Source organism: Streptomyces sp. NPDC060209 (genome assembly GCF_042728155.1).
Taxonomy (GTDB): Bacteria; Actinomycetota; Actinomycetes; order Streptomycetales; family Streptomycetaceae; genus Streptomyces.
The window spans coordinates 1-21,125 of the sequence record NZ_JBHWZS010000011.1; the positions used below are offsets into that span (position 1 = coordinate 1).

General features: G+C 70.4%; 16 protein-coding genes. 7 read left to right on the plus strand and 9 right to left on the minus strand.

The window, feature by feature from the left end:
- Positions 1-3,198 (minus strand): FG-GAP-like repeat-containing protein (locus ACFWFI_RS04000; RefSeq protein WP_387385147.1); only part of this gene is annotated, 3,198 nt, incomplete at its 3' end.
- Between the two features lie 241 nt (positions 3,199-3,439).
- Here ACFWFI_RS04000 and ACFWFI_RS04005 point away from each other — a divergent pair.
- Both ACFWFI_RS04005 and ACFWFI_RS04010 read left to right on the plus strand, forming a co-directional pair.
- Positions 3,440-4,267 carry a phosphotransferase enzyme family protein gene (locus ACFWFI_RS04005; RefSeq protein WP_387385149.1) on the plus strand — a complete coding sequence of 276 codons (828 nt, stop codon included), beginning with the start codon at positions 3,440-3,442 and terminating at the stop codon, positions 4,265-4,267.
- 261 nt (positions 4,268-4,528) lie between these two features.
- Positions 4,529-5,815, plus strand: a complete 1,287-nt coding sequence (locus tag ACFWFI_RS04010) for a TerD family protein (protein WP_387385152.1) — start codon at positions 4,529-4,531, stop codon at positions 5,813-5,815.
- A gap of 36 nt (positions 5,816-5,851) precedes the next feature.
- Here ACFWFI_RS04010 and ACFWFI_RS04015 read toward each other — a convergent pair whose 3' ends face one another.
- Complete coding sequence (locus ACFWFI_RS04015; RefSeq protein ID WP_387385155.1) at positions 5,852-7,033, minus strand: glycosyltransferase; 1,182 nt, start codon at positions 7,031-7,033, stop codon at positions 5,852-5,854.
- 58 nt (positions 7,034-7,091) lie between these two features.
- Here ACFWFI_RS04015 and ACFWFI_RS04020 point away from each other — a divergent pair, with 58 nt between their 5' ends.
- From ACFWFI_RS04020 to ACFWFI_RS04035, 4 genes are all read left to right on the plus strand, one after another.
- The gene (locus ACFWFI_RS04020) at positions 7,092-7,883 is read left to right on the plus strand and encodes a glutamate racemase (RefSeq protein ID WP_387385157.1); all 792 of its coding nucleotides are present in this window, start codon (positions 7,092-7,094) and stop codon (positions 7,881-7,883) included.
- Positions 7,884-7,952: 69 nt separating this feature from the next.
- The gene (locus ACFWFI_RS04025) at positions 7,953-8,507 is read left to right on the plus strand and encodes a hypothetical protein (protein ID WP_387385160.1); all 555 of its coding nucleotides are present in this window, start codon (positions 7,953-7,955) and stop codon (positions 8,505-8,507) included.
- Positions 8,508-8,585: 78 nt separating this feature from the next.
- Entirely contained in the window at positions 8,586-10,217 is a 1,632-nt protein-coding gene (gene lnt, locus ACFWFI_RS04030) for an apolipoprotein N-acyltransferase (RefSeq protein ID WP_387385162.1), read from the plus strand.
- A 9-nt stretch (positions 10,218-10,226) separates the two neighbouring features.
- Positions 10,227-10,706 carry an NUDIX hydrolase gene (locus ACFWFI_RS04035; RefSeq protein ID WP_387385164.1) on the plus strand — a complete coding sequence of 160 codons (480 nt, stop codon included), beginning with the start codon at positions 10,227-10,229 and terminating at the stop codon, positions 10,704-10,706.
- A gap of 53 nt (positions 10,707-10,759) precedes the next feature.
- On the opposite strand, the gene ACFWFI_RS04040 is transcribed toward ACFWFI_RS04035, so the two are convergent.
- Both ACFWFI_RS04040 and ACFWFI_RS04045 read right to left on the minus strand, forming a co-directional pair.
- The gene (locus tag ACFWFI_RS04040) at positions 10,760-12,148 is read right to left on the minus strand and encodes an MFS transporter (RefSeq protein ID WP_387385166.1); all 1,389 of its coding nucleotides are present in this window, start codon (positions 12,146-12,148) and stop codon (positions 10,760-10,762) included.
- Positions 12,149-12,508: 360 nt separating this feature from the next.
- Positions 12,509-13,531, minus strand: a complete 1,023-nt coding sequence (locus ACFWFI_RS04045; RefSeq protein ID WP_387385168.1) for an aldo/keto reductase — start codon at positions 13,529-13,531, stop codon at positions 12,509-12,511.
- A 259-nt stretch (positions 13,532-13,790) separates the two neighbouring features.
- Here ACFWFI_RS04045 and ACFWFI_RS04050 point away from each other — a divergent pair, with 259 nt between their 5' ends.
- Entirely contained in the window at positions 13,791-14,657 is an 867-nt protein-coding gene (locus ACFWFI_RS04050; RefSeq protein WP_387385170.1) for a sulfurtransferase, read from the plus strand.
- 34 nt (positions 14,658-14,691) lie between these two features.
- On the opposite strand, the gene ACFWFI_RS04055 is transcribed toward ACFWFI_RS04050, so the two are convergent.
- From ACFWFI_RS04055 to ACFWFI_RS04075, 5 genes are read right to left on the minus strand one after another with little or no spacing between them, the layout of a single operon-like run.
- Positions 14,692-15,705, minus strand: coding sequence for an aldo/keto reductase (locus ACFWFI_RS04055; protein ID WP_387385172.1), 1,014 nt, complete (start codon positions 15,703-15,705; stop codon positions 14,692-14,694).
- A gap of 8 nt (positions 15,706-15,713) precedes the next feature.
- The gene (locus tag ACFWFI_RS04060) at positions 15,714-17,081 is read right to left on the minus strand and encodes an NtaA/DmoA family FMN-dependent monooxygenase (RefSeq protein WP_387385175.1); all 1,368 of its coding nucleotides are present in this window, start codon (positions 17,079-17,081) and stop codon (positions 15,714-15,716) included.
- Positions 17,078-18,532, minus strand: a complete 1,455-nt coding sequence (locus ACFWFI_RS04065; protein ID WP_387385177.1) for an NtaA/DmoA family FMN-dependent monooxygenase — start codon at positions 18,530-18,532, stop codon at positions 17,078-17,080. Before ACFWFI_RS04065 ends, ACFWFI_RS04060 begins: the two co-directional genes overlap by 4 nt.
- 30 nt (positions 18,533-18,562) lie before the next feature.
- Entirely contained in the window at positions 18,563-20,227 is a 1,665-nt protein-coding gene (locus tag ACFWFI_RS04070) for a dipeptide ABC transporter ATP-binding protein (RefSeq protein ID WP_387385179.1), read from the minus strand.
- Entirely contained in the window at positions 20,214-21,125 is a 912-nt protein-coding gene (locus tag ACFWFI_RS04075; RefSeq protein WP_387385181.1) for an ABC transporter permease, read from the minus strand. Before ACFWFI_RS04075 ends, ACFWFI_RS04070 begins: the two co-directional genes overlap by 14 nt.

The window sequence follows — 21,125 nt, forward strand, 5'->3', positions numbered from 1 at the left end:
CTTCCAGCCTGTTCCGATCTTGGCACCGGCGCCGAGGCCGCCGGTGCCGTTGCCGGCATAGCGGTTCAGGTCACCGGTCGTGGTGCGGCCGAGGATGTCGTCCTTGCCGTCGCCGGTGAGGTCGCCGATGCCTACGATGTCAGCCATGCCGTTCCAGCCGGAACCGATTTTCACGCCGGCGCCGACGGTGCCCTTGCCGGTACCGGAGTAGCGGTAGAGGTCACCGTTGGCGGTGCGGGCGGCGAGGTCGGCGTGCTTGTCGCCGTCGAGGTCGCCGGCGCCGACGATGGTGAGGGACTTCCAGCCGGTGCCGATCCTGCCGGTACGGGTGAAGCCGCCGGTGCCGGTGCCCGCGTACAGGTAGAGGCTGCCGGTGGAGGTCTCGCGGGCCACCAGGTCGGGCAGGCCGTCCGCGGTGAAGTCGCCGGAGTAGGTCAGGGCGTCGAAGGCCGTCCAGCCGCTGCCGATCTTCGTGTGCGTGGCGTCCGGGGTGACGACCTTGCCGCGCTCGGGGGAGTAGCGGTACAGGAAGCCGTCCTTGTCGGTGACGAGGGTGTCGTTGACGCCGTCGCCGTCGAGGTCGCCGAAGGGGACGAGGGTGGAGGTGGCGGGCCAGGTGCCGCCGTCGGCCCTCGCCGACACCTTGCCGGAGGCGTTGCCCTGGTAGACGAGCAGGGAGCCGTCGGTGCCGTGGGCGTAGAGGTCCGGGTAGCCGTCGTCGCCGACGTGGTCGCGGCGCACGGCGGCACCGCGGGTGACCTGCACCGTCCCGAGGACCGAAAGGTCCGCCTGGACACCGTCGGCGGGCTTCGCTGTGAGAGCCCAGGTGTAGGCCCCGTTCGGGACGACGTTCCCGGCCGAGTCCTTGCCGTCCCACGACGGCGCGACCAGACCTCGGGCCTCTCCGCCGGAGAGCGTTCGTACGCTCTTCCCGGTCGCCTTGTTCGTCAGCGTCAGCGCCCACGAGCCGGCCGGCTTCGACAGCCACCAACGCGGCTTCCAGGCACCGGCCTTGATGTCCATGGCGGGCGTGTCGGCGTCGATGACGGCGATCTGGGAGGCCGGAACGCCGGACGGGACGATCCGCACCCGGCGATCCTCGCCCGTGTAGGCGACGTGACCGCCGAAGCGGTCGACGGTCCAACCGGAACGCCGCCCTGTCCGGTCACCGAGCTCGGCGGTGGTGGCGACCACCCGCTGGGGCAGGTCGGCCTCCTTGTCGCTGACCGGGAGTCCGTCGTGCAGGTCGACGAGGGTGAGGCCGGTTGCGTCCGAGCGGCGGACCAGGTAGCCGTCGCCCAAGAGCGTCTCGTCGGAGCCGAGCTTCAGGGAACGCTTGGCCTGCCGGTCGTAGACGCCGGCGCCCTTGAAGTCGTGCCAGTAGTTGCTGCACCGCCAGTACACCCAACGGCCCACGGCCTGCAGGTCACTGGGGACGCAGCCCGGGTCGAAGGACTCGCCGGCGGCACCGGTCGACAGGTTCTTCGCCGTCACCCCGGTCGGCACGCCCGAGCTGGTGTCGTCCCACCGGCCGAGTGCGCTCCACAGCGTGTTGCCCCAGACGGAGGCCGCGACCGGGTCCCGCTTCTGGAGCGTGCTCCCGGTATCGGCGTCCTTGAAGTGGAGGACCGCCTGCGTACCGCCCCATGCCTGGTTCACCACACCGAACCGGCCCGAGAGGTCGACGACTTGCGGGCTGCCGAGCCCGGAAGTCACCCTCGGGCCCCAGGACGCGGAGCCGTTCCGGTAGAGCATGGTGACGTCCTGCTCGGTCGCGTTCTTGCGGCCGTGATAGCCGTCGCCACTCGCGAACATGGTCACGCAATAGGCGCCCTCGGTGGAGTTGCAGCCGTCTTCGTCACGGCCGGACACGAGGCCGTCGACGGTCGAGTTCAGCTCCTCCGGACGGCCGGAGGCCTTCAGCCAGGTGCTCCGATAGCCGCCGATGTAGGTGTGGGGGCTGTAGTACTGCGAGTCGTCGGCCGTGGTGAGGATGCCGCTGCCCAGCGAGATGCCGGTCGGCGCGGCCTCCCGGTCCTCTATGTCCGCAAGGCGCTTGCGGGTGACGGTGCCGTCCGCGGCGGGGGTGAAGAGGTAGTACCCCCAGTCGAGTGCGCCGTAGTCGGTGCTCTCCTCCGCGCCGGCCACCAGGAGCGAGCCGTCGGGTGTGCGGTGCACCGAGGGGGAGGCGACAGCCAGCAGGGACTTCCAGCTCCCCGTGGCGTCGCGCAGGACGAGATGGTTGCCCCGGTACTCGTTGTCGCCGGGGTTGGGCGGGGTCACGGTGACGAACTCGTCCCCGAGGGGCCGGACGACGTCGTCGTACGAGGCCACGTCCCGCAGGTCTACGGTGGTCGGCTCCGCGTCCAGGTCGTCACGGCGGTACACCTGCGCGGCGTCGCCGGACGGGGCTCCGAGGTGGAAGACGGTGTCGCGGTCGAAGGAGACGCTCTCGCCCTGCGTGGAGAGCGCCTTCACGCTGCCGGTGGCGAGGTCGACGACCCACCACCCCTGGGACATCGTGGTGTCCTCCCACTTGATGCCGCGGACGGCGACGGACCGGGCGTCGCCCTCGCCGATGGAAAGGTTCCACCCCTCCGGAAGACCTTCCAGTTTCCGCTCCCGCACCTCGCCGTCCTCCATGTGCAGGAGGTGCAGGCTCGTAGCGGCGTTCTCGGCACCGGTCCGGGTGATGACGGTGTCGCCGTAGGTCGAGACGTACGTCTGGCCCTCCGGGATCGGGACCGTGGTCGCCGGTCCGCCGCCGGCCCGCTGCTGGAGCGTCACGTGCGGGGCCGGGGAATCCGTGTAGAGGGCGACGGTGTCGGAGCCATGGCCGAAGTCCGACGGGTACCGGGCGAAGCGGAACTCATCCACGTCGTAGGCGAGCGGCTCGGGCAGGCGGTGGGCGAGGACGGTTGTCGCGCCGGTGGCGTAGTCGATCCAGCGGAGGCGGTCGTCACCCTCCTGGGCGGTGAGGAATCCGGTCTCGCCGGCGTTCAGGACGATGGTGGCGCGGGGCACGAAGCGTGCGCCCGGGCTGATGACGACAGGATCGGCGGACGCGCCGCGGGTCTCGGCGACGGCTGTCCCCGCAGCGGTGCCGATTCCGGCGGTCACGGTGAGCGTGACGGTAAGAGCGATACGGCCGAGCGCGCGCTGCCGGCGCGTGTCCCGTCTTTCCTGCGGACGCTTCACGAAAGGGCCCCTCCCCAAGGTGATTGACGCAGGGGGCGCCCATGGAACTGCCGCTCGTCCCCGCGCGAGAGAGGCGACAGTACCAGGAAGGATCATCACGCGACATCTGGTTTCGAACCTGTTCAAGGGCTGGTCGCAGACCGTGCCCGTCGGGCCGCTTGCCGGACCCGCGCCGTCTGGTGCCGGGGCGCGGTGTGCGAGCGCACGACGACAGCTACGGCCTGGCGCTAGCGTGATCGGCATGACGTCTGAGGGAGAAGCGGCGGACAGCGAAGCGTTGTTCGGCGGCATGGTGAACGTGGGCGCGGTATTCCGCCGCGGTGCGCTGGTGGAACGCCCGGCTCCGCGCACCGTGCACGCCCTGCATTCCCACCTCCGTGCGCTGAAGGAGCACGGTTTCGACGGAGCTCCGACCCCCGTCGGCCTCACCGCGGACGGCCGCGAGCGGCTGACCTTCATCCCCGGTGACGTGGCTCTGCCGCCGTTCCCGAGGTGGGCGATGACACCGGACGCCTTGAGGTCGGTGGGAAGCCTGCTCCGGCGTCTGCATGAGGCCGGTGCTTCCATCCCCGTCGACACCTCCGTCGAGTGGCCCTCGGATCTGGCCGATCCGGAGGGAGGGACGATGCTGTGCCACAACGATGTCTGTCCGGAGAACGTCGTCTTCCGTGACGGCCGTGCCACGGCTCTGATCGATTTCGACCTGGCCGCCCCGGGCCGCCCGCTGTGGGACGTCGCCATGGCCGCCCGGTACTGGGTCCCCGTGCTCGACCCCGCCTCCGCGGCTGCCCTCCATCCCGACGGACTGGACGCACCCGCCCGGCTACGGATCCTGGCCGACGGCTACGGTCTCTCGCCGGAGCAGCGCTCGGAGTTGCCGGAAGCGATCGAGCGGGCCACAGAGATCTGCCGCGCTTTCGTGGCGGACCGCGTGGCGGGTGGTGACCCGGTCTACGTCCGAGCACTGGCCGAGCGCGGTGGCTGGGAACGCTGGGACCGCGTGCAGGCGTGGCTGTCGGCCCGCCGCGAGACGTTCACGGCCGCCCTGTTCGACGAATCCGGCTTCTGATTTTCACGCAGGAGCCCTCCGTCGCAGGGTTCCCACGGTGGAGGTCGAAATGAGGGTCGTCGCGCGAATTGTGAGTGAGTCTCGTGCGCCGGTGCGAGCGAAATCGGCGAGATGAGGGACCGCGCCGTGCTGTGATCGTGTATAGAGCGAGTTCACGGGGGATGCCGACGGATCGCCGACGGCCGCCCCGTCGAGACTGTGGGCTCCCCGGCGGACCGGGGATTAGGTTGGCGGGAAACTCTCCGGGCAGCCGGACTCGTGATGGGGGCGAGCATGACCATGCAAAAGGGAACCAATGTCGCGGTGCCGGCTCGGACCGTGCGGGTCGAACTGGGCTGGCGTACCTCTCCCGGGACCCCCGACGTGGACGCCTCGGCGCTCCTTCTCGTGTCGGGAAAGGTGCGCAGCGACGCGGACTTCGTCTTCTACAACCAGCCGGTGCACGGGTCCGGCGCGGTGCGGCACGAGGGCAAGGAGACGGCCGGGGGCACCGTCACTGACAGCCTCGCGGTGGACTTCGCGCGGATGGAGCCGGCGATCGACCGAGTCGTGATCGCGGCCTCGGCGGACGGCGGCACCTTCGGACGGGTGAGCGGGCTCTACGTGAGGATCGTGGACCCGGCGAACGGCTCCGAGATCGCACGCTTCGAGAGTGCGGACGCGACCGTCGAGACCGCGTTCATCCTCGGCGAGCTCTACCTGCGCCAGGGTGCCTGGAAATTCAGGGCCGTAGGACAGGGGTACGACACCGGACTCGCGGGCCTCGCGACGGACTTCGGTATCTCCGTCGACGAGCCCCAGCAGGTGGCGCCGCCCCAGCAGCCGCAGAGGGCTCCCCAGGCCCCCGCCCGCCCGGTCGCACCGCAGGCGGCCCCCACGCCGCCCCCCGCGCCCCCCGTCGTGCAGGCCGTGAGGCTGACCAAGGTCACGCTGACGAAGGAAGCACCTTCGGTGTCGCTGTCGAAACAGGGTGGCACCTCCGGAGCCCTCCGCGTCAATCTCAACTGGGAAGTGCGCAAGCAGTTCAAGAGCTGGGGCGCGAAACTCGGCAGGGCCGTCGCCATGCACGCGGACCTGGATCTCGATCTCTGCGCACTGTACGAACTCACCGACGGAAGCAAGGGGGTTGTGCAGGCGCTGGGAAACGCCTTCGGCTCTCTCCGGCAGCCGCCGTACATCCACCTCGACGGGGACGACCGTACCGGTGCGGTCTCCACCGGCGAGAACCTCACGATCAACCTCGACCACAAGGACCGGCTGCGCCGTGTCCTGATCTTCGTCACCATCTACGAGGGTGCCCGGAGTTTCGCCGACCTGCATGCCACGGTCACTCTTCAGCCGCAGAACGGCGCGGCGATCGACTTCTCCCTCGACGAGTGCACCGTGCCCTCCACCGTGTGCGCGCTCGCACTGATCACCAGTGACGGGAGGGACCTCACTGTGCAGCGCGAGGCCCGCTACCTCGTCCCCCAGCGTGGCGTGAGCCCCCAGCGGACCATCGACGCGGCCTACGGATGGGGCATGAACTGGACCCCCGGGCGCAAGTGATCCCAGGGCCCCTCGTCGGCGCTCCGGCAGCCGGGCTCAGGGTTCCGGTGCGGCCTCGGGGCGGGCGTACGTACGCCCCTTCCAGGCCGCACCGAGCCCCCGGTAGTGCTGTACCGCGGAATCGACCGTCATCAGGAGATAGAGGACCGCGGTGAAGGGCAGCAGCGGCGCCAGCCACAGCGACTGCCGGTAGTACCCGAGCATCGGCATGTAGGTGCCCGCCATCACCGCCCAGGCCGCCCCGCCCGCCGCAGCGGCCACCGGATCGCCTCCCAGCACCCCGGCGACCAGCGTGACGGGCGGCGCGACATAGACCAGGCCCAGACCGAGGACCGTGCCCGCCAGCAGCGACGGGCTGTGGCGCAGTTGCGCGTACGCACTCCGCGCGACCATGCGCCACAGGTCCGCCAGCCGCGGGTAGGGCCGCACGCTGTCCACCCGGTCGGCGAGCCCCAGCCAGATGCGGCCTCCGCTGCGCCGCACCGCACGCGCCAGCGACACGTCGTCGATCACCGCCTGCCGGATGGACTCCGGGATCCGCGCCCGCTCGGCGGCTCCGGCACGCAGCAGTACACAGCCGCCCGCCGCCGCGGCCGTCCGCGACCTCTTCCCGTTCACCCGGCGGAACGGGTAGAGCTGGCCGAAGAAGTAGACGAAGGCCGGCACGACCAGCCGCTCCCAGGTGCTCGTCACCCGAAGCCTCGCCATTTGCGAGACCAGGTCGAACCCGCCCGCCCCCTCGGTCCCGGCCGCCGCGACGAGCTCCCGCAGGCTGTCCGGCTCATGAGCGATGTCGGCGTCCGTCAGGAGCAGGAATTCGGGCTTCCGCTGCCGGGCCAGCGCCATCCCGTGCCGCAGTGCCCAGAGTTTGCCCGTCCATCCCGGCTCAGGCTCACCGGGCGTCACCACCGTCAGCGGCAGCCCCCCGCACCGCTCGGACAGGGCACGGGCGAGCTCGCCCGTGCCGTCGCCGCTGCAGTCGTCGACGAGGATGATCTCCGCGTCACCCGGATAGTCCTGGGCGAGCAGCGACGGCAGGCTCACCGGCAGGACCTCGGCCTCGTCCCTCGCGGGTACGACCACGGCGACCGAGGGCCAGCGCTCCGGGTCCCCGCGCATGGGAAGCCGCTGGTCGGTCCGCCAGAAGAAGCCCTGGCCCAGCAACAGCCACACCCACACGATCAGTGAACCCACGGCGATCCAGGCAACGGCGCTCATCCGTCGAAGTGTGCCCCACTCCGGCGGTGCCGCAAGGGCTGTCGACTATGGTGACCGGGTGAAGATCGCACTCATGGACTCGGGAATCGGCCTGCTCGCGGCAGCGGCCGCGGTACGCCGACTGCGGCCGGACGCCGATCTGGTGCTGTCCTCGGACCCTGGTTCGATGCCCTGGGGGCCCCGTACCCCCGAGGACGTGACCCGTCGCGCGCTCGCAGTGGCACAGGCCGCCGCGGCCCACGGGCCGGACGCCCTGATCATCGCCTGCAACACCGCCTCCGTCCATGCCCTGCCCACCCTGCGGGCCGAACTGGAGCCCGGACTGCCGGTCATCGGCACGGTGCCCGCGATCAAGCCGGCCGCCGCGGGCGGTGGCCCCTTCGCCATCTGGGCCACGCCGGCGACCACCGGAAGCCCCTACCAGCGTGGGCTGATCAACGACTTCGCGCAGGCAGTGGACGTGACGGAAGTGCCCTGCCCGGGCCTCGCCGACGCGGTCGAGCAGGCCGACGAGGAAGCGATCGACCGCGCGGTGGCCGCTGCCGCCGCCCTCACCCCGGCCGATGTCACGGACGTCGTCCTCGGGTGCACCCACTACGAGCTGGTGGCCGAACGCATCCGCGCCGCGGTGGAGCGTGACCGTCCCGGCCGTGCGCCGCTCGTCCTGCACGGATCCGCCGACGCGGTGGCCGCACAAGCGCTGCGCCGCATCGGGGCGACTCCCGCTCCGTCGGCCGAACCGTCCGGCACCCTCACCGTCCTCCTCGCCGGCCACCCCGCGGACCTTCCCGAACCCGCTACGGCCTACGCCGAGGGCCTGCTGCTCAAGGCGGTCAGCCCCGCGATCTGACCGTGTGAGGCGCCTCGCCGGGCCGCGCACCCCCTCCCCGCGTCGCGGAACGTGGGTACGCTGCTTGGCATGACGGACCACCCGGGTAACGCGCGGCACGGTTCGAGCCAGGCCCCGAGCACGGTCTGGACGGGCCGGGCCACCAACCGCTTCCAGTGGCTGCTCGCGGCCGTGGGGGCGGGGTGCTTGGCGCTCGGCATCGAACTGGCTGTCGACTCGGCCTGGGGCGGCGGATTCGCCCCGCTGCTCATGTCCGTCATCGGCTGTGTCGCCGCCGGACTCCTGATCCTCTTCGGGACCCTCGCCTTCGTGCACGTGGCCGTCAAGGTCGACGGCGACGCCCTCGAGGTGCGCTGCGGTCACGCCGGGCTGCCCAGGCGCCGGATCCTGCTCACCCATGTGGTGGGCGCGGACTTCGCGCCCAAGGTCACCCCGCGCCAGTGGGGCGGCTGGGGCTACCGCTGGCGCCCCGACCAGGGCACGGCCGTGGTCGTGCGCCGAGGGGAGGCACTGGTGCTCCGGCTGGGGGACGGCAGGACCTTCACAGTCACGGTGGACGACGCCGAGGCCGCCGTACGTTTCATCCGCGACCGGCTGCACCTCGCGGCCACCGGGAAGGCCTGAGCCCGGCCGGGGCCCCGCTGCCAGGGAGTGGCCGGAGCGGCTGCCGCTCCCACAGCGGTCCACCGTAGACTCCGGCACGTGAGCGCCACCATCACCACCGTCGAACCGCCGCCCGCCCCCGCGTCCCGCAGCAGGAAGCTGTGGCCGCGGCTCGCCCGGCCGGCCGCAGCCGTGCTGTCCGGTGCGCTGCTCTACGCGAGCTTCCCGCCCCGGCCCCTCTGGTGGCTGGTACTCCCCGGCTTCGCCCTGCTCGGCTGGGTCCTCACGGCACGCAGGCCGCGTGCCGCGCTGGGCCTCGGCCTCCTCGCGGGGCTGGGCTTCATGCTGCCGCTGCTCCACTGGACGGGGGAGGAGGTCGGCCCTGTTCCCTGGCTCGCGCTCGCGCTCGCCGAAGCGGTGTTCATCGCCATCGGCTGCGCCGGTATCGCCGCCGTCTCCCGGCTCCCGTACTGGCCCGTCTGGGCAGCGGCCGTGTGGACCCTGGACGAGGCACTCCGCGCCCGCGTCCCGTTCGGCGGCTTCCCCTGGGGCAAGATCGCCTTCGGACAGGCGGAGAGCGCGTTCCTGCCGCTCGCCGCACTCGGCGGCACCCCCCTGCTCTCGTTCGCCGTGGTGCTGTGCGGATTCGGACTGCTGGAAGCCGTCCGGCAGGTGCGCCGCTACCGCGCCACCGGCACCGTGCCCCGCGCCGCGGTGGTGGCAGCGGCGGTCACCGTCGCCGCTCCCGTCGCCGCCGCGCTGGCGGCCCTCCCGCTCGTGGACGACTCGCCCGAGGACGGCACCGCCACGGTCGCCGCGATCCAGGGCAACGTGCCGCGCCTGGGACTCGACTTCAACTCACAGCGCCGGGCCGTCCTGGACAACCACGCGAACCGGACGGAGCAGCTCGCCCAGGACGTGAAGGCGGGGAAGGTGCCCCAGCCCGACTTCGTCCTGTGGCCGGAGAACTCCTCCGACCTCGATCCGTACCGCAACGCCGACGCCCGCGAGGCCATCGACCGGGCCGTGCGGGCCATCGGTGCCCCCACGGTCGTCGGCGCCGTCCTCACACCCGACACCGGACCTCTCCGCAACACCCTGATCCAGTGGGATCCGAAGAGCGGCCCCGTCGACACGTACGACAAGCGGCACATCCAGCCGTTCGGCGAGTACATGCCGATGCGGTCCGTCGCACGGGTCTTCAGCAAGGACGTCGACCGCGTGCAGCGGGACTTCGGCTCAGGCAGCAAGGTCGGCGTGTTCGACCTGGCGGGCACGAAGGTCGGGCTCGTGACCTGTTACGAGGCGGCCTTCGACGACGCCGTACGCGACACGGTCAAGGACGGCGGACAGCTGATCGCCGTACCGAGCAACAACGCGACCTTCGGGCGCAGCGAGATGACCTACCAGCAGCTGGCCATGAGCCAGGTGCGGGCGGTCGAGCACGGGCGGTCCGTCGTCGTGCCCGTCACCAGCGGCGTCAGCGCGGTGATCCGGCCGGACGGCACGATCGTGGAGAAGACGAAGATGTTCACCCCCGGCGCCCTGGTCGACGAGGTGCCCCTGCGGTCGTCGCTCACGCCCGCCACCCGGCTGGGAACCCTGCCGGAGGGCATCCTGGCGCTGCTCGCCCTGGGCGGGCTCGGCTGGGCGACGGCCCGATCGGTGCGCGCGAGGAAGGGACGGAAGGACCTGGCGGCCGGTCCGGAAAACGTCCCGGCCGCCACGTAGGCTCGTCGCATGGCTACTCCAGACTTCATCCGTGACATCCGCGCCACCGCCGGCCACCAGCTCCTTCTGCTGCCGGGAGTCACCGCGGTCGTCTTCGACGACGAGGGCAGGGTGCTGCTCGGCCGGCGGTCGGACACCGGCAAGTGGTCGGTCATCGGCGGTATCGGGGAGCCCGGCGAGGAGCCCGCGCTGACAGCGGAGCGCGAGGTGTACGAGGAGACGGCGGTGCATTGCGTCGCGGAGCGGGTCGTGCTCACCCAGGCTCTGAAGCCGGTGCAGTACGCCAACGGCGACCGCTGCCAGTACCTCGACATCACCTTCCGCTGCCGGGCCACCGGCGGCGAGGCGCGGGTGAACGACGACGAGTCGCTGGAAGTCGCGTGGTTCGACGTCGACGCACTGCCGCCGCTGAGTGAGTTCTCGCTGTTCCGGATCAAGCAGTCCCTCACGGACGGCCCCACCTGGTTCGCGCGCACCCCCGATGCCTGAGGGCCCGCCTCCCGCCGGCACACGGTGGAGGCGGGCCCTTCGGTGCCGGCGGGTCAGACGCTACGGGCGTCGGCGGGCAGTGCCGCCGTATCCGCGGCCTGCCGGCCGGCCTCCGCCTCGATGTCCGTGAGGTCCCGGCTCCTGGTCTCCTTCGCGCAGACGATCGCCAGCACGGTGAGAAGCGCCGCGGCGATGACGTACAGCGAGATCGGCGTCGAACTGCCGAAGTCGGCGAGCAGCGCGGTGGCGATGAGGGGCGCCGGGGCACCCGCGGCGACCGACGAGAACTGGGCGCCGATCGACGCCCCCGAGTAGCGCATCCTCGTCGCGAACATCTCCGCGAAGAAGGCCGCCTGCGGTGCGTACATGGCACCGTGGAAGATCAGCCCGACCGTGACGGCGAGCAGCAGACTCCCGAAGCTCCCGCTGTCGATCAGCGCGAAGAACGGGAACATCCACAGCGCCACGCCTATGGCGCCGACCAGGTAGACGGGCCTGCGCCCCACCCGGTCGGACAGCGCCCCCCACAGCGGGATCACGGCGAAGTGCACGGCGGACGCGATGAGTACGGCGTTGAGCGCCGTCTGCTTGCTCAGTTCCACGGCGGTCGTCGCGTACACGAGGATGAACGCGGTGATGACGTAGTAGCTGATGTTCTCGGCCATCCGCGCACCCATGGCGATCAGCACATCACGCCAGTGATGCCGCAGAACGGCGACCAGAGGCATCTTCTCGGCGGGGGCTGCGGCCGCCTTGCGCTGCTCGGCCTGGGCCAGGGCCGCCTTGAAGACAGGTGATTCATCGACAGAGAGACGAATCCACAGTCCCAGGATCACGAGCACGCCGGAGAGAAGGAAGGGAATCCGCCAGCCCCACGCCTCGAACGAGGACTCGGACATGAGAGCGGTGAGCGCGGAGAGTACCCCGGTCGCGAGCAACTGCCCGGCGGGTGCCCCGGTCTGCGGCCACGACGCCCAGAACCCGCGTCGTTTCGCATCGCCGTGCTCGGACACGAGCAGCACGGCGCCGCCCCACTCGCCACCGAGGGCGAACCCCTGCACCAGGCGCAGGACGGTGAGCAGGACCGGTGCGGCGGAACCGATGGTGGCGTGCGTCGGCAGGAGCCCGATGGCGAAGGTCGCGGCCCCCATCATCAGCAGACTCAGCACCAGCAGCTTCTTGCGCCCGAGCCGGTCTCCGTAGTGCCCGAACACCAGGGCCCCGATCGGGCGTGCGGCGAAGCCCACGGCGTAGGTGAGGAAGGAGAGAAGGGTGCCGACGAGCGGGTCGGAATCGGGGAAGAACAGCTTATTGAAGACCAGCGCGGCAGCGGAGCCGTAGAGGAAGAAGTCGTACCACTCCACCGTGGTCCCGACGAGGCTCGCTGCGACGATGCGGCGGAGGTTGGACGGGGGTGGGGGAGCGGTTGCTGGGGCGGCCATGGATACCACTTCCGGACAGTTGGCGGGGACGTTTCCGTGTCGCCATACCGTAGGAAGGGGCAGGTCAGGGGCGTATGTGGCGGGACACCATAGTTCGGATGGGCAGTGTGCGGGCCGGCGCTACGAGGTGGCTGGAACTTCCGCTCGGGCGAGCTCTTCTCGCAGGCCCGTGAGGTGGGCAGGCAAGCAGCGGCGGCAGAATGCGCCGGACGCCGTCACACGGATGCGGTGCACAGCCGCCGCCGCGTGGCCGGCACAACGGAAACTCGCCGACTCGCGCCCGCGGCCACCCGAACCTCATCGGTACCCGCGACGCCGCCTGGCCGGGCGCGCGAGCCGGCATGATCCGAACGAGCGGTGCTAGAGAGCGGTCCCGTGCACGCCGTGCTCGTCGATGAGGGTGAGTTCCTCCTCGGTGAACGGGGGAAAGTCCAGGGAGCCGACGTTGTGGTCGAGCTGCCATACCGAGCTGGCACCGATCAAGGCGCTGGTCACCTGCGGTCGGCGCAGCACCCACTGCAGCGCGAGCTGTGCCAGGGACTGGCCTCGCTCCCGGGCGAGTTCGTGCAGGGCGGACGCCCGCTTCCGGTAGGTGTCGTCGATGACGTCCGGCGACAGGAAGGCACTGGTGCGAGCTCGGGCACCTTCGGGGATCGAGTCGCCCAGGTACTTGTCGGTGAGCAGCCCCTGCGCGAGCGGGCTGTACACCACGAGCCCGAAGCCTTCTCGCACGGCCAGGTCCATGAGGCCGTTCAGCTCGGGTCCCCGATCGAAGAGAGAGTATCGGGGCTGGTGCACCACGAGCGGCACGCCCGCGGAACGCAGCAGGCAGGCCGCCGCGTCGGCCTGCTCGGGCTGATAGTTGGAGATGCCGGCATAGAGCGCCTTGCCCGAGGTCACCGCGGTCACCAGGGCGCTGACGGTTTCCTCCAGCGGTGTGTCGGGGTCCGGGCTGTGGCTGTAGAAGACGTCGACGTAGTCGGTCCCGAGGTCACGCAGGCTGTGGTCGAGAGAGGTCAGCAGGGACTTGCGGGAGCCGCCTCGCTGGTAGGGGCTCGGACCGATGGGATTGCCGGCTTTGGTCGACAGGATCAGCTCGTCCCGGTAGGGAGCCAGGTCCTGGCGGAGCACTTGACCGAAGAACTTCTCGGCCGCGCGGTGCGGGGGACCGTACCGGTTGGCGTTGTCGAAGTGGGTGATGCCCAGGTCGAAGGCGCGCAGCACGATCTCGCGCTGCGTCTCGTACGGGTAGTCGGTGCCGAACTTCTGCCACAGGCCGAAGGAGAACGCGGGGAGCCGCAGTCCGGAGTGGCCGGCGTGCCGGTAGGGGAGCCGTTCGTAGCGGTTCGCTGCCGCCTGATGAGGTTTGCCGTTGGCCGACATGGGAGGTATCCGTTCGTCGTACGTGGGTGATTGCCGGGATTTCTCTGTGCCCGCTCGACCGGCTGCCGTCCCCGCCGGGCCGTCAGCGACCGCTCGCCGACGAGGCTCTTCCGTCGGCGGTAAGTATAAGTTGGCGAATCGAGCAGAACAAGATAAATAGCGTGACGGTGAAGGTTATTGAGGATGTAATAGAAGATATATAGCGGAATGCTTCCCTGTGGATGATAGTCGCCTCATCACGAGTGAGGGAGAGTGTCAGGTGCGCTCAGCGACCACGAAGGCCGTCACCACATCGGCGAAGGAACTCGACATCGCCCTGCGGGGCGGCGCGAAGATCGTTGTCCTTGAGGTCGACCGGGAGTCAGGAGACCCAGCCGAGGAGGTGGACTCCTATCCGACGGGACACATACCTGGCGCTCACTACGTCTCCTTCGAGAGGGATCTTGTCGGCCCGCGGACCGAGACGTCCGGCAACAGCCCACTCCCTGATCCGAGCGCCCTGCAGGAACGCTTGGGGATCTGGGGAGTCGACGACGACAGCACGGTCGTCGTCCACACGCGCCGCAACCCCGCCGTCGCCGCCCGCGCCTGGTGGCTTCTTCGCTGGGCCGGCGTGGAGAACGTGCGGTATCTGAACGGCGGCCTCGCCGCCTGGCGGGAGATCGGCGGGGCACTCGACATCCACGTGCCTCTGCCGGCTGCGGGCAAGGCCGTCGTACGGCCCGGCGCGCTTCCGGTCCTGACAGCCGAGGGCGCCGAACGGCTCGCCGCCGAGGGTCATCTCGTCGACGCGCGTGCCACGGCCGCGTACCGCGGCGAACCGGACCGGGCGGGGACCGGTCACATCCCCGGTGCGCACAGCGTCCCCGGAGCGGCGAACTTCGCCGGGGGCGAGTTGCTCGACGCCGGGGCGCTGCGCGCCCTGTACACCGCGCACCTGGACGGCCGCGAGGTCGGCGCGTACTGCGGCAGCGGAGTGTCGGCGACGACGACCGTGCTGGCACTCGCCTCCCTCGGCGTCGAGGCGGCGCTCTACCCCGGCTCGTGGTCCGCGTGGATCAGCGATCCCACGCGGCCCACGACACTCGGGGACCGGCCTGGCGTCGACCCGGCATCGGCCGGATGACCGGTGGGGCCGGGAGCACGGTGCTCCCGGCACCTCAGCCGCGGTCGACCACGCCGGGGCCGCCCGACAGGTCGCCGGTGAACAGGCCTCGCAGCTCAGCCTCCTCCCCGGCGGTCGGGCTCCAGCGGGAGGCGAGGACGTTCTCGTCGAGCTGCTCGGGCACGGTCACTCCCGCGATCACGCTCGTGACCGTCGGCTGGGCCAGCAGCCAGCCGAGTGCGGCCGCGCTCGGGGTGATGCTCCTGTCGCGGGCGAACTGCTCGAACTTCGCCAGCGCCGCCCAGGGCGCGGAACGCAAAAGGTAGCGCTTGAGGTTGGTGATCTTGGCGTCGTCCGGCGCGTGGTCCGCGGAGTACTTGCCGGTGAGCAGCCCGTTCTGGAGCGGAAAGTACGGGATGAAGCCCAGGCCGTGGTGGCGCAGCGCCGGAATCAGCTCCTCCTCCGGCCTGCGCCACAGCAGGCTGTACTCGTCGGTCGTCGACACGTAACGGGTGAGCCCGTGCGACCTCGCGACGTGCTGCGCCTCGACGATCTGCCACGCCTTGAAGTTCGACGCGCCGATGTAGCGCACCTTGCCCGACGTCACCAGCGCGTCGAGCGCGGAGAGGGTTTCCTCGTCCGGTGTGTACGGGTCCGGGAAGTGGATCTGGTACAGGTCGATGTAGTCCGTTCGCAGCCGCCGGAGTGACTCCTCGACCGCGGCGAGGATGTACTTGCGGGATCCTGGGCGGGCATAGGCGGGACCGCGTTCGCGGCTGAGGTTCAGCCCGAACTTGGTGCCGATGACGACTTGTTCCCGTCGGCCGCCGAGCGCGGCGGCGAAGAGTTCCTCGCTCTGGCCGGGGCGGTCTCCGTAGCCCTCGGCGAGGTCGAAGTAGGTGACGCCGAGGTCGATGGCACGGTCCACGATCGCGGTGACGGCCTCCTGGCCGGTCGCGCGCATGCCCGAGCGTCCGAAGGTGCTGGCGCCGATGCCGATCTCGGACAGGACGAGGCCGGACGTGCCGAGCCGGCGGTGTCCGTCGGGGAGCGGGAGGGCAGGGGGCATGGTTCTCCTCAATGGACGTCGTCGGTGTCCAGCAGGCCCTGCAGGGTCGACGCCTCGTACTCGGTCCGGAAGATGCCGCGGCGCTGCAGCTCCGGTACGACGAGGTCGACGAACAGGTCGGCCGGTCCGCGGTGGTACGGGGGGAACAGCTGGACGCCGTCGAGGACCCGCTCCTCGAAGTTCTCCTCCAGCCAGTCGGCGATGGTCCGGGCGTCACCGACGACGGCCGGCTGCTGTTCGTGCCGGGCGCGCTGGACGTAGTGGTACAGCTCGCGCAGGGTCGCGTCCTCGCCGATCCGGGTGGCGAGGATCTGCCGCAGCAGTTCGCGGTCGTTCTTCACATCGCGTGCGCGGTCGCTGATCAGTGGCTTGAGCGCGTCGTCGCCGATCTCCTCTACATCGACGACGTCGAGGACGCGTTCACTGTCGCGGACCCGTGACAGGTCGACGCCGAGCGCCTCGGAGAACGCGGCCGGCAACGCCTCCGTGAGCTGGAAGGCGTTGATCTCGTTGAACTTCGCCTGCGCCTCCCGGACGGTGCCGGCGAGGTAGAAGGTGATCCCAGGGATGATCTTGAACTTCTCGGGATCGCGCCCGTTGGCCGCGACGCGCTCCTTGAGCCTGCGGTACTCCTCCTTGCCGCGGTCGATCCCGAAATACGGTGAGAAGCGCAGCTGCGCGAAGTCGGCGCCGTAGCGCAGGGACTCCTCGGAGAGGCCCACCTGGACGATCGGGATATGGCTCTGCACCGGCGGCGGGACGTTCAACGGGCCGCGTACGTCGAAGTGTTCACCGTGAAAGTCGATCTCGCGCCATGAGCCGGGCCTCACCAGGGTGCCGCCCTTCCTGTCGTCGAGCAGGAAGTCGTCGTCCCAGCTGTCGTGCAGCAGCCGGTTGACGACCGTGGTGAACTCCCGGGCGCGGGCGTACTTCGTCTCCTCGGTGGGCACCGGGTTCTTGCCGTAGTTGCCGACCGGGTCGCCGTCGCGGTCGATGCCGAAGACGACGTTCAGCGCGGTACGTCCCCGGTTGAAGTTGTCCAGAGTGGCCAGCTGCCGGGCGACCGAATAGGGATGCTCGAAGGAGGAGTTCACCGACATCACGAACCCGAGGTTCTCCGTGATCGCCGCGGCGTGGCCGGCGTAGACGAAGTTGTCCCAGCGGAAGATCCGGTTGAGGCGGTCGGGTTCGCTGCCGAGGGCGCTGCCCGCGAATACGTAGTCGAGCTTGCCGCGCTCCGCGGTGCGGGCGATGTCGAGGATGACGCTCGGATCGCGCAGGCCGAAGCTGGTGGCTTCCGGCAGCCGCCAGGCGTCCAGGTCCCAGCCGGTGCCGTAGGCCGCGAGTCCGAGACGGAGGGTGCGTCGACCGCTCATGCGACGGCCTCCTTGTTCTTGGCAGCGAAGCGGTTCGGGGGGACGTCCAGGCCGAAGTGGCCGCGGAAGGTGTCGGTCGTGTAGTCGGTGCGGTACACGCCGCGCTCCTGGAGGATCGGCACCACCTGGCTCGTGAAGCGCTCCAGTTGGTCCCACAGGAAGGGCGAGCTGATGTTGAAGCCCTCGGCGGCGCCCCGGTCGAACCAGTCGATGAGGATGTCGGCGACATGCTCGGCCGTACCGATGACCAGGGGGAAGTTCCCGGCGATGGAGGCTCCCAGCACGTCCCTGACCCGGACCCCGCCGTTGTCCACGCTACGGCCGGTCCGCTCCGCGAGCGCCCTCAGCAGCTTGCGGCCGTAGGCGTTGAACTGCTCGGCGGTGTCCGCCTTGACGGTGCCGTCGATGCCGAGCGGCCTCAGATCGGTGCCGACCCGCGCAGACAGGGAGCGGACGCTGCGCACGCCCTTGGGCAGCGGGAAGGTGGAGGCGGCGACGGCGGCCCCGTCCGGCCCCGCCCAGAACGCCTCGTCCTGATCACCCTCGACGATGTCGTCGTCGTACGGGAGCAGCTCGTTCAGCTCCTCGTACAGGTCGACCGCCTCCGCGCGGGTGTCGGCGATCAGCGGGGTGATACCCGGCATGAAGAAGATCGGGTCGACGCGTCCGCGCTGGCGCTCGGCCCGCCGCCGCACGTCGGTGTTGAACGCGATCGAGTCCTCCGGTGTGGCCGGGCCGGTGAAGTTGACGTCGGCCCACTTCGCGGTCAGTTCGCGGGAGAGCTCGGAGGCGCCGGCGTACAGCAGCGGGATGTGGCCCTGCGGCGGGCGTTCGAGCGGCAGCGTGCCGGATACCTGGAAGTGCCGGCCCTCCCAGTCGAGCCGGTGGACCTTGGCCTCGTCGATGTAGTGGCCGCGCTTCTTGTCCTGGAGGTAGGCGCCCTGCTCGATGCTGTCCCACAGGCGCTGGGTGACGTCGATGAACTCGTCCGCGCGCTCGTAGCGGGCGGCACCGCCCAGGTCCGGCAGGCTGAAGTTCTTGGCCGCCAGGTCGGACGCGCCCAGCACGACGTTCCACGCCAGCCGTCCGCCGCTCAGGTGGTCGAGGGAGGCCGTCAGCCGGGCCAGGATGTAAGGCTCGTAGAACGTGGGGTGCGCCGTGACGACGAGCCCGATCTTCGAGGAGTGCAGGGCTAGTTGGGAGGCCAGGGTGAACGGCTCCAGGCGTCCGGTGTTGTGGGTGGTGATCCACTGTTCCTTGACGATGTCGCCGGGCAGCGTGTCCCCGAGGAAGAAGAAGTCGAACTTCGCGTCCTCGACCAGGCGCAGGGCCTTGGTCGCGTACTCCAGCTCGAAGGCCTGCGCCGTGGGTGCGTCCGGGTGCCGCCAGCCGCCCCAGTGCGTGCCGTTCAACCAGTGCATGTAGCCCAGGTGGAGCTGTCGCTCGGGCATGGGTGTGGTCCTTGTCTGTCTGTCGCGGATTTACGAGGGCAGGGCCGCGGGCTCCGCCGCGCCGGGGATCGACGCCAAGAGCTGCTTGACGTAGTCGGTCCGTGGCCGGGTGAGGACGTGGAGGGCGGGGCCGCGCTCGACGATGTGCCCGTGGTGCAGGACGACGATCTCGTCGGAGACCTCGGCGATCACACCGAGGTCGTGCGAGATGAAGACGTACGTCAGGGCGAGCTCGCGTTGCAGCGAATCGAGCAGGTCGAGGATCTGGCGCCGCACGGTCACGTCGAGGGCGGAGACTGGCTCGTCCAGGACGACGACGTCCGGACGTGGTGCCAGCGCGCGGGCGATGGCCACCCGCTGGCGCTGGCCACCCGACAGCTCGGCCGTGTACCGGTCGGCGACCGAGGCGGGCAGTCCGGTGACCTCCAGGAGCTCAGTGATCCTGCGCGCGCGTTCCTGCGCGGAGCCGTACCGGTGACCCGTGAGCGGCTCGTCGAGGATCGCGCGGACCGTGGCTCTGGGGTTCAGGGACGCGTAGGGGTCCTGGTAGACCATCTGCACCTTGCGGTAGAGGTCCGCCTGCCCGGCGCCGCGCCGGTGGTGCACGACGGGTTCGCCGTCGATCTCGACCGATCCGGCGTCGGCCGGGGTCAGGCCGGCGAGGATGCGTACCAGAGTGGTCTTGCCCGACCCCGACTCACCGACGATCCCCAGCGTGGTTCCTTTTCGCACCTGGAATGTCGCCCCGGACACCGCCGTGACGGTGTCCGGGGCACGACGGGAAGTGAAGGTCTTCACGACCCCCTCGGCCTTCACCACCACCGGGGAGTCCTCGGGCACGGTGCGGGAGTACTCCAGTCGGGCGGTCGCGGCCCGCGGGCCGGAGAACCCGAGCGAGGAGGAGCGCAGGAGACTCTCCGTGTACGGGTCCCCGGGGTTGGCGACGACGTCGTCGGTCCGCCCGCTGCGCACGATGCGCCCGTCCTTCACCACGGCGATGTCGTCGGCCCGCTCGGCAGCGACCCCCAGGTCATGGGTGACGAGCAGGATCCCGAGGCCGTCGGTCTCCACCAGGCTCGACAGCAGATCGAGGATCGTCTTCTGCACCGTCACGTCGAGCGCGGTCGTGGGCTCGTCGGCGATCAGCAGCCGGGGACGGGTGCTCATCGCGGCGGCGATCAGCACCCGCTGGCACATCCCCCCGGACAGTTCGTGCGGATAGCGTGCGTACACCTTCCCGGGGTCGCGCAGTCCCACTTTCGCGAAGAGGTCGACGACCCGCTCGCGGCGCTCCGCGCGGGTGGCCAGGCCATGGGCGCGCAGCGCTTCCCCGGCCTGGACACCCACGGGTATCAACGGATTCAGGCCGAGCAGCGCGTCCTGGGGTATGTAGCCGATCTCCTTGCCCCGGACGGACCGGTACTGCCGTCGGGACAGCCCGGTGAGGACACGGCCGTCGAGGGCCACCTCGCCCGCGGTGACGCGCCCGTTCTCGGCGAGGGTGCCGGTGACGACCCGGCCGAGGGTGGACTTGCCCGACCCCGACTCGCCGACGACGGCCCGGATCGATCCCGCCGGGACGTCGAGGCTCACGTCGTCGAGAACGGGAGTCGTGGCGCGGCCGGGCAGCGCGAACTCGACACTGATGTTGCGCAGACTCAGCAGCGCGGTCCTCCCATGGTCAGGCGACGACACGGGTCCTCCCTCGGTTGAACGATCTGCCGATGCGGTAGACCGCGAGCACGGTCAGCACGATCACCAGGCCGGGCAGCAGGCTCAGCCACCACTGGACTCCGATGAACGTGCGCCCCTCGGCCACCAGCAGGCCCCACTCGGGCGTCGGCGGGGGCGCGCCCAGACCCAGGAAACTCAGCGCGGCAACCGTCAGGATCGCCGTGCCGATGTCCATCGTGGCCGCGGCCAGTACCGAGCGCGACGCGTTCGGTACGACGTGCCTGAACAGGCGGTAGACGTAGCCGTGCCCGGTGAAGACCGAGGCCTCGACGTACTTGGCGTTGCTCACCCTGAGGACCTCGGACCGCATCAGACGGGCGAACCCCGCTGTGCTGTTGATGCCGATGGCGATGGCGATGTTGAGTGTGCCGCGCCCCAGGGCGGAGATGATCGCGAGTGAGACGATCAGGCTCGGCACGGCCAGCATGATGTCGATGATCCGCATCAGGATGCTGTCGGCCTTGCCTCGCAGCGCGCCGGCCGCGAGACCGAGCAACGAACCGCTCACCAGGCCGATGAGCACCGCGATCACGGCCGCCTCGAGCGACAGCCGGGTGCCCCACACGGTTCGGGTGAACTGATCGCGGCCGAAGTCGTCGGTGCCGAACAGGTGGTCGAGGCCCGGTTTCAGCAGCATGTGCGACGCGTCCTGCCGGAGCGGGTCGCCGGGCGCGAACAGGCCTGGGTGGATCGCGGCGGCCAGGATCACGGCGACCCACAGGTACGCGGCGAGCAGTCCGGGCGAGCGGAGCAGTTCGGCCAGGTGGGCGCCCAGCCTCGGCGAGCGCGTCGCCGGTGGTACCGATGCCTTTCCTTCGGGGGGCGGCGTGTCTTGAGTCTTCACTTCGAGGGCCGTCAT

Excerpts from the sequence above, each read along its gene's own strand:
- ACFWFI_RS04035 (WP_387385164.1), top strand. The coding sequence starts at position 10,227 with ATGGCTACTCCAGACTTCATCCGTGACATCCGCGCCACCGCCGGCCAC.
- ACFWFI_RS04010 (WP_387385152.1), top strand. The coding sequence starts at position 4,529 with ATGGGGGCGAGCATGACCATGCAAAAGGGAACCAATGTCGCGGTGCCG.
- ACFWFI_RS04015 (WP_387385155.1), bottom strand. The coding sequence starts at position 7,033 with ATGAGCGCCGTTGCCTGGATCGCCGTGGGTTCACTGATCGTGTGGGTG.
- ACFWFI_RS04060 (WP_387385175.1), bottom strand. The coding sequence starts at position 17,081 with ATGAGCGGTCGACGCACCCTCCGTCTCGGACTCGCGGCCTACGGCACC.
- ACFWFI_RS04065 (WP_387385177.1), bottom strand. The coding sequence starts at position 18,532 with ATGCCCGAGCGACAGCTCCACCTGGGCTACATGCACTGGTTGAACGGC.
- ACFWFI_RS04005 (WP_387385149.1), top strand. The coding sequence starts at position 3,440 with ATGACGTCTGAGGGAGAAGCGGCGGACAGCGAAGCGTTGTTCGGCGGC.
- ACFWFI_RS04040 (WP_387385166.1), bottom strand. The coding sequence starts at position 12,148 with ATGGCCGCCCCAGCAACCGCTCCCCCACCCCCGTCCAACCTCCGCCGC.
- ACFWFI_RS04045 (WP_387385168.1), bottom strand. The coding sequence starts at position 13,531 with ATGTCGGCCAACGGCAAACCTCATCAGGCGGCAGCGAACCGCTACGAA.
- ACFWFI_RS04075 (WP_387385181.1), bottom strand. The coding sequence starts at position 21,125 with ATGACGGCCCTCGAAGTGAAGACTCAAGACACGCCGCCCCCCGAAGGA.
- ACFWFI_RS04055 (WP_387385172.1), bottom strand. The coding sequence starts at position 15,705 with ATGCCCCCTGCCCTCCCGCTCCCCGACGGACACCGCCGGCTCGGCACG.
- ACFWFI_RS04025 (WP_387385160.1), top strand. The coding sequence starts at position 7,953 with ATGACGGACCACCCGGGTAACGCGCGGCACGGTTCGAGCCAGGCCCCG.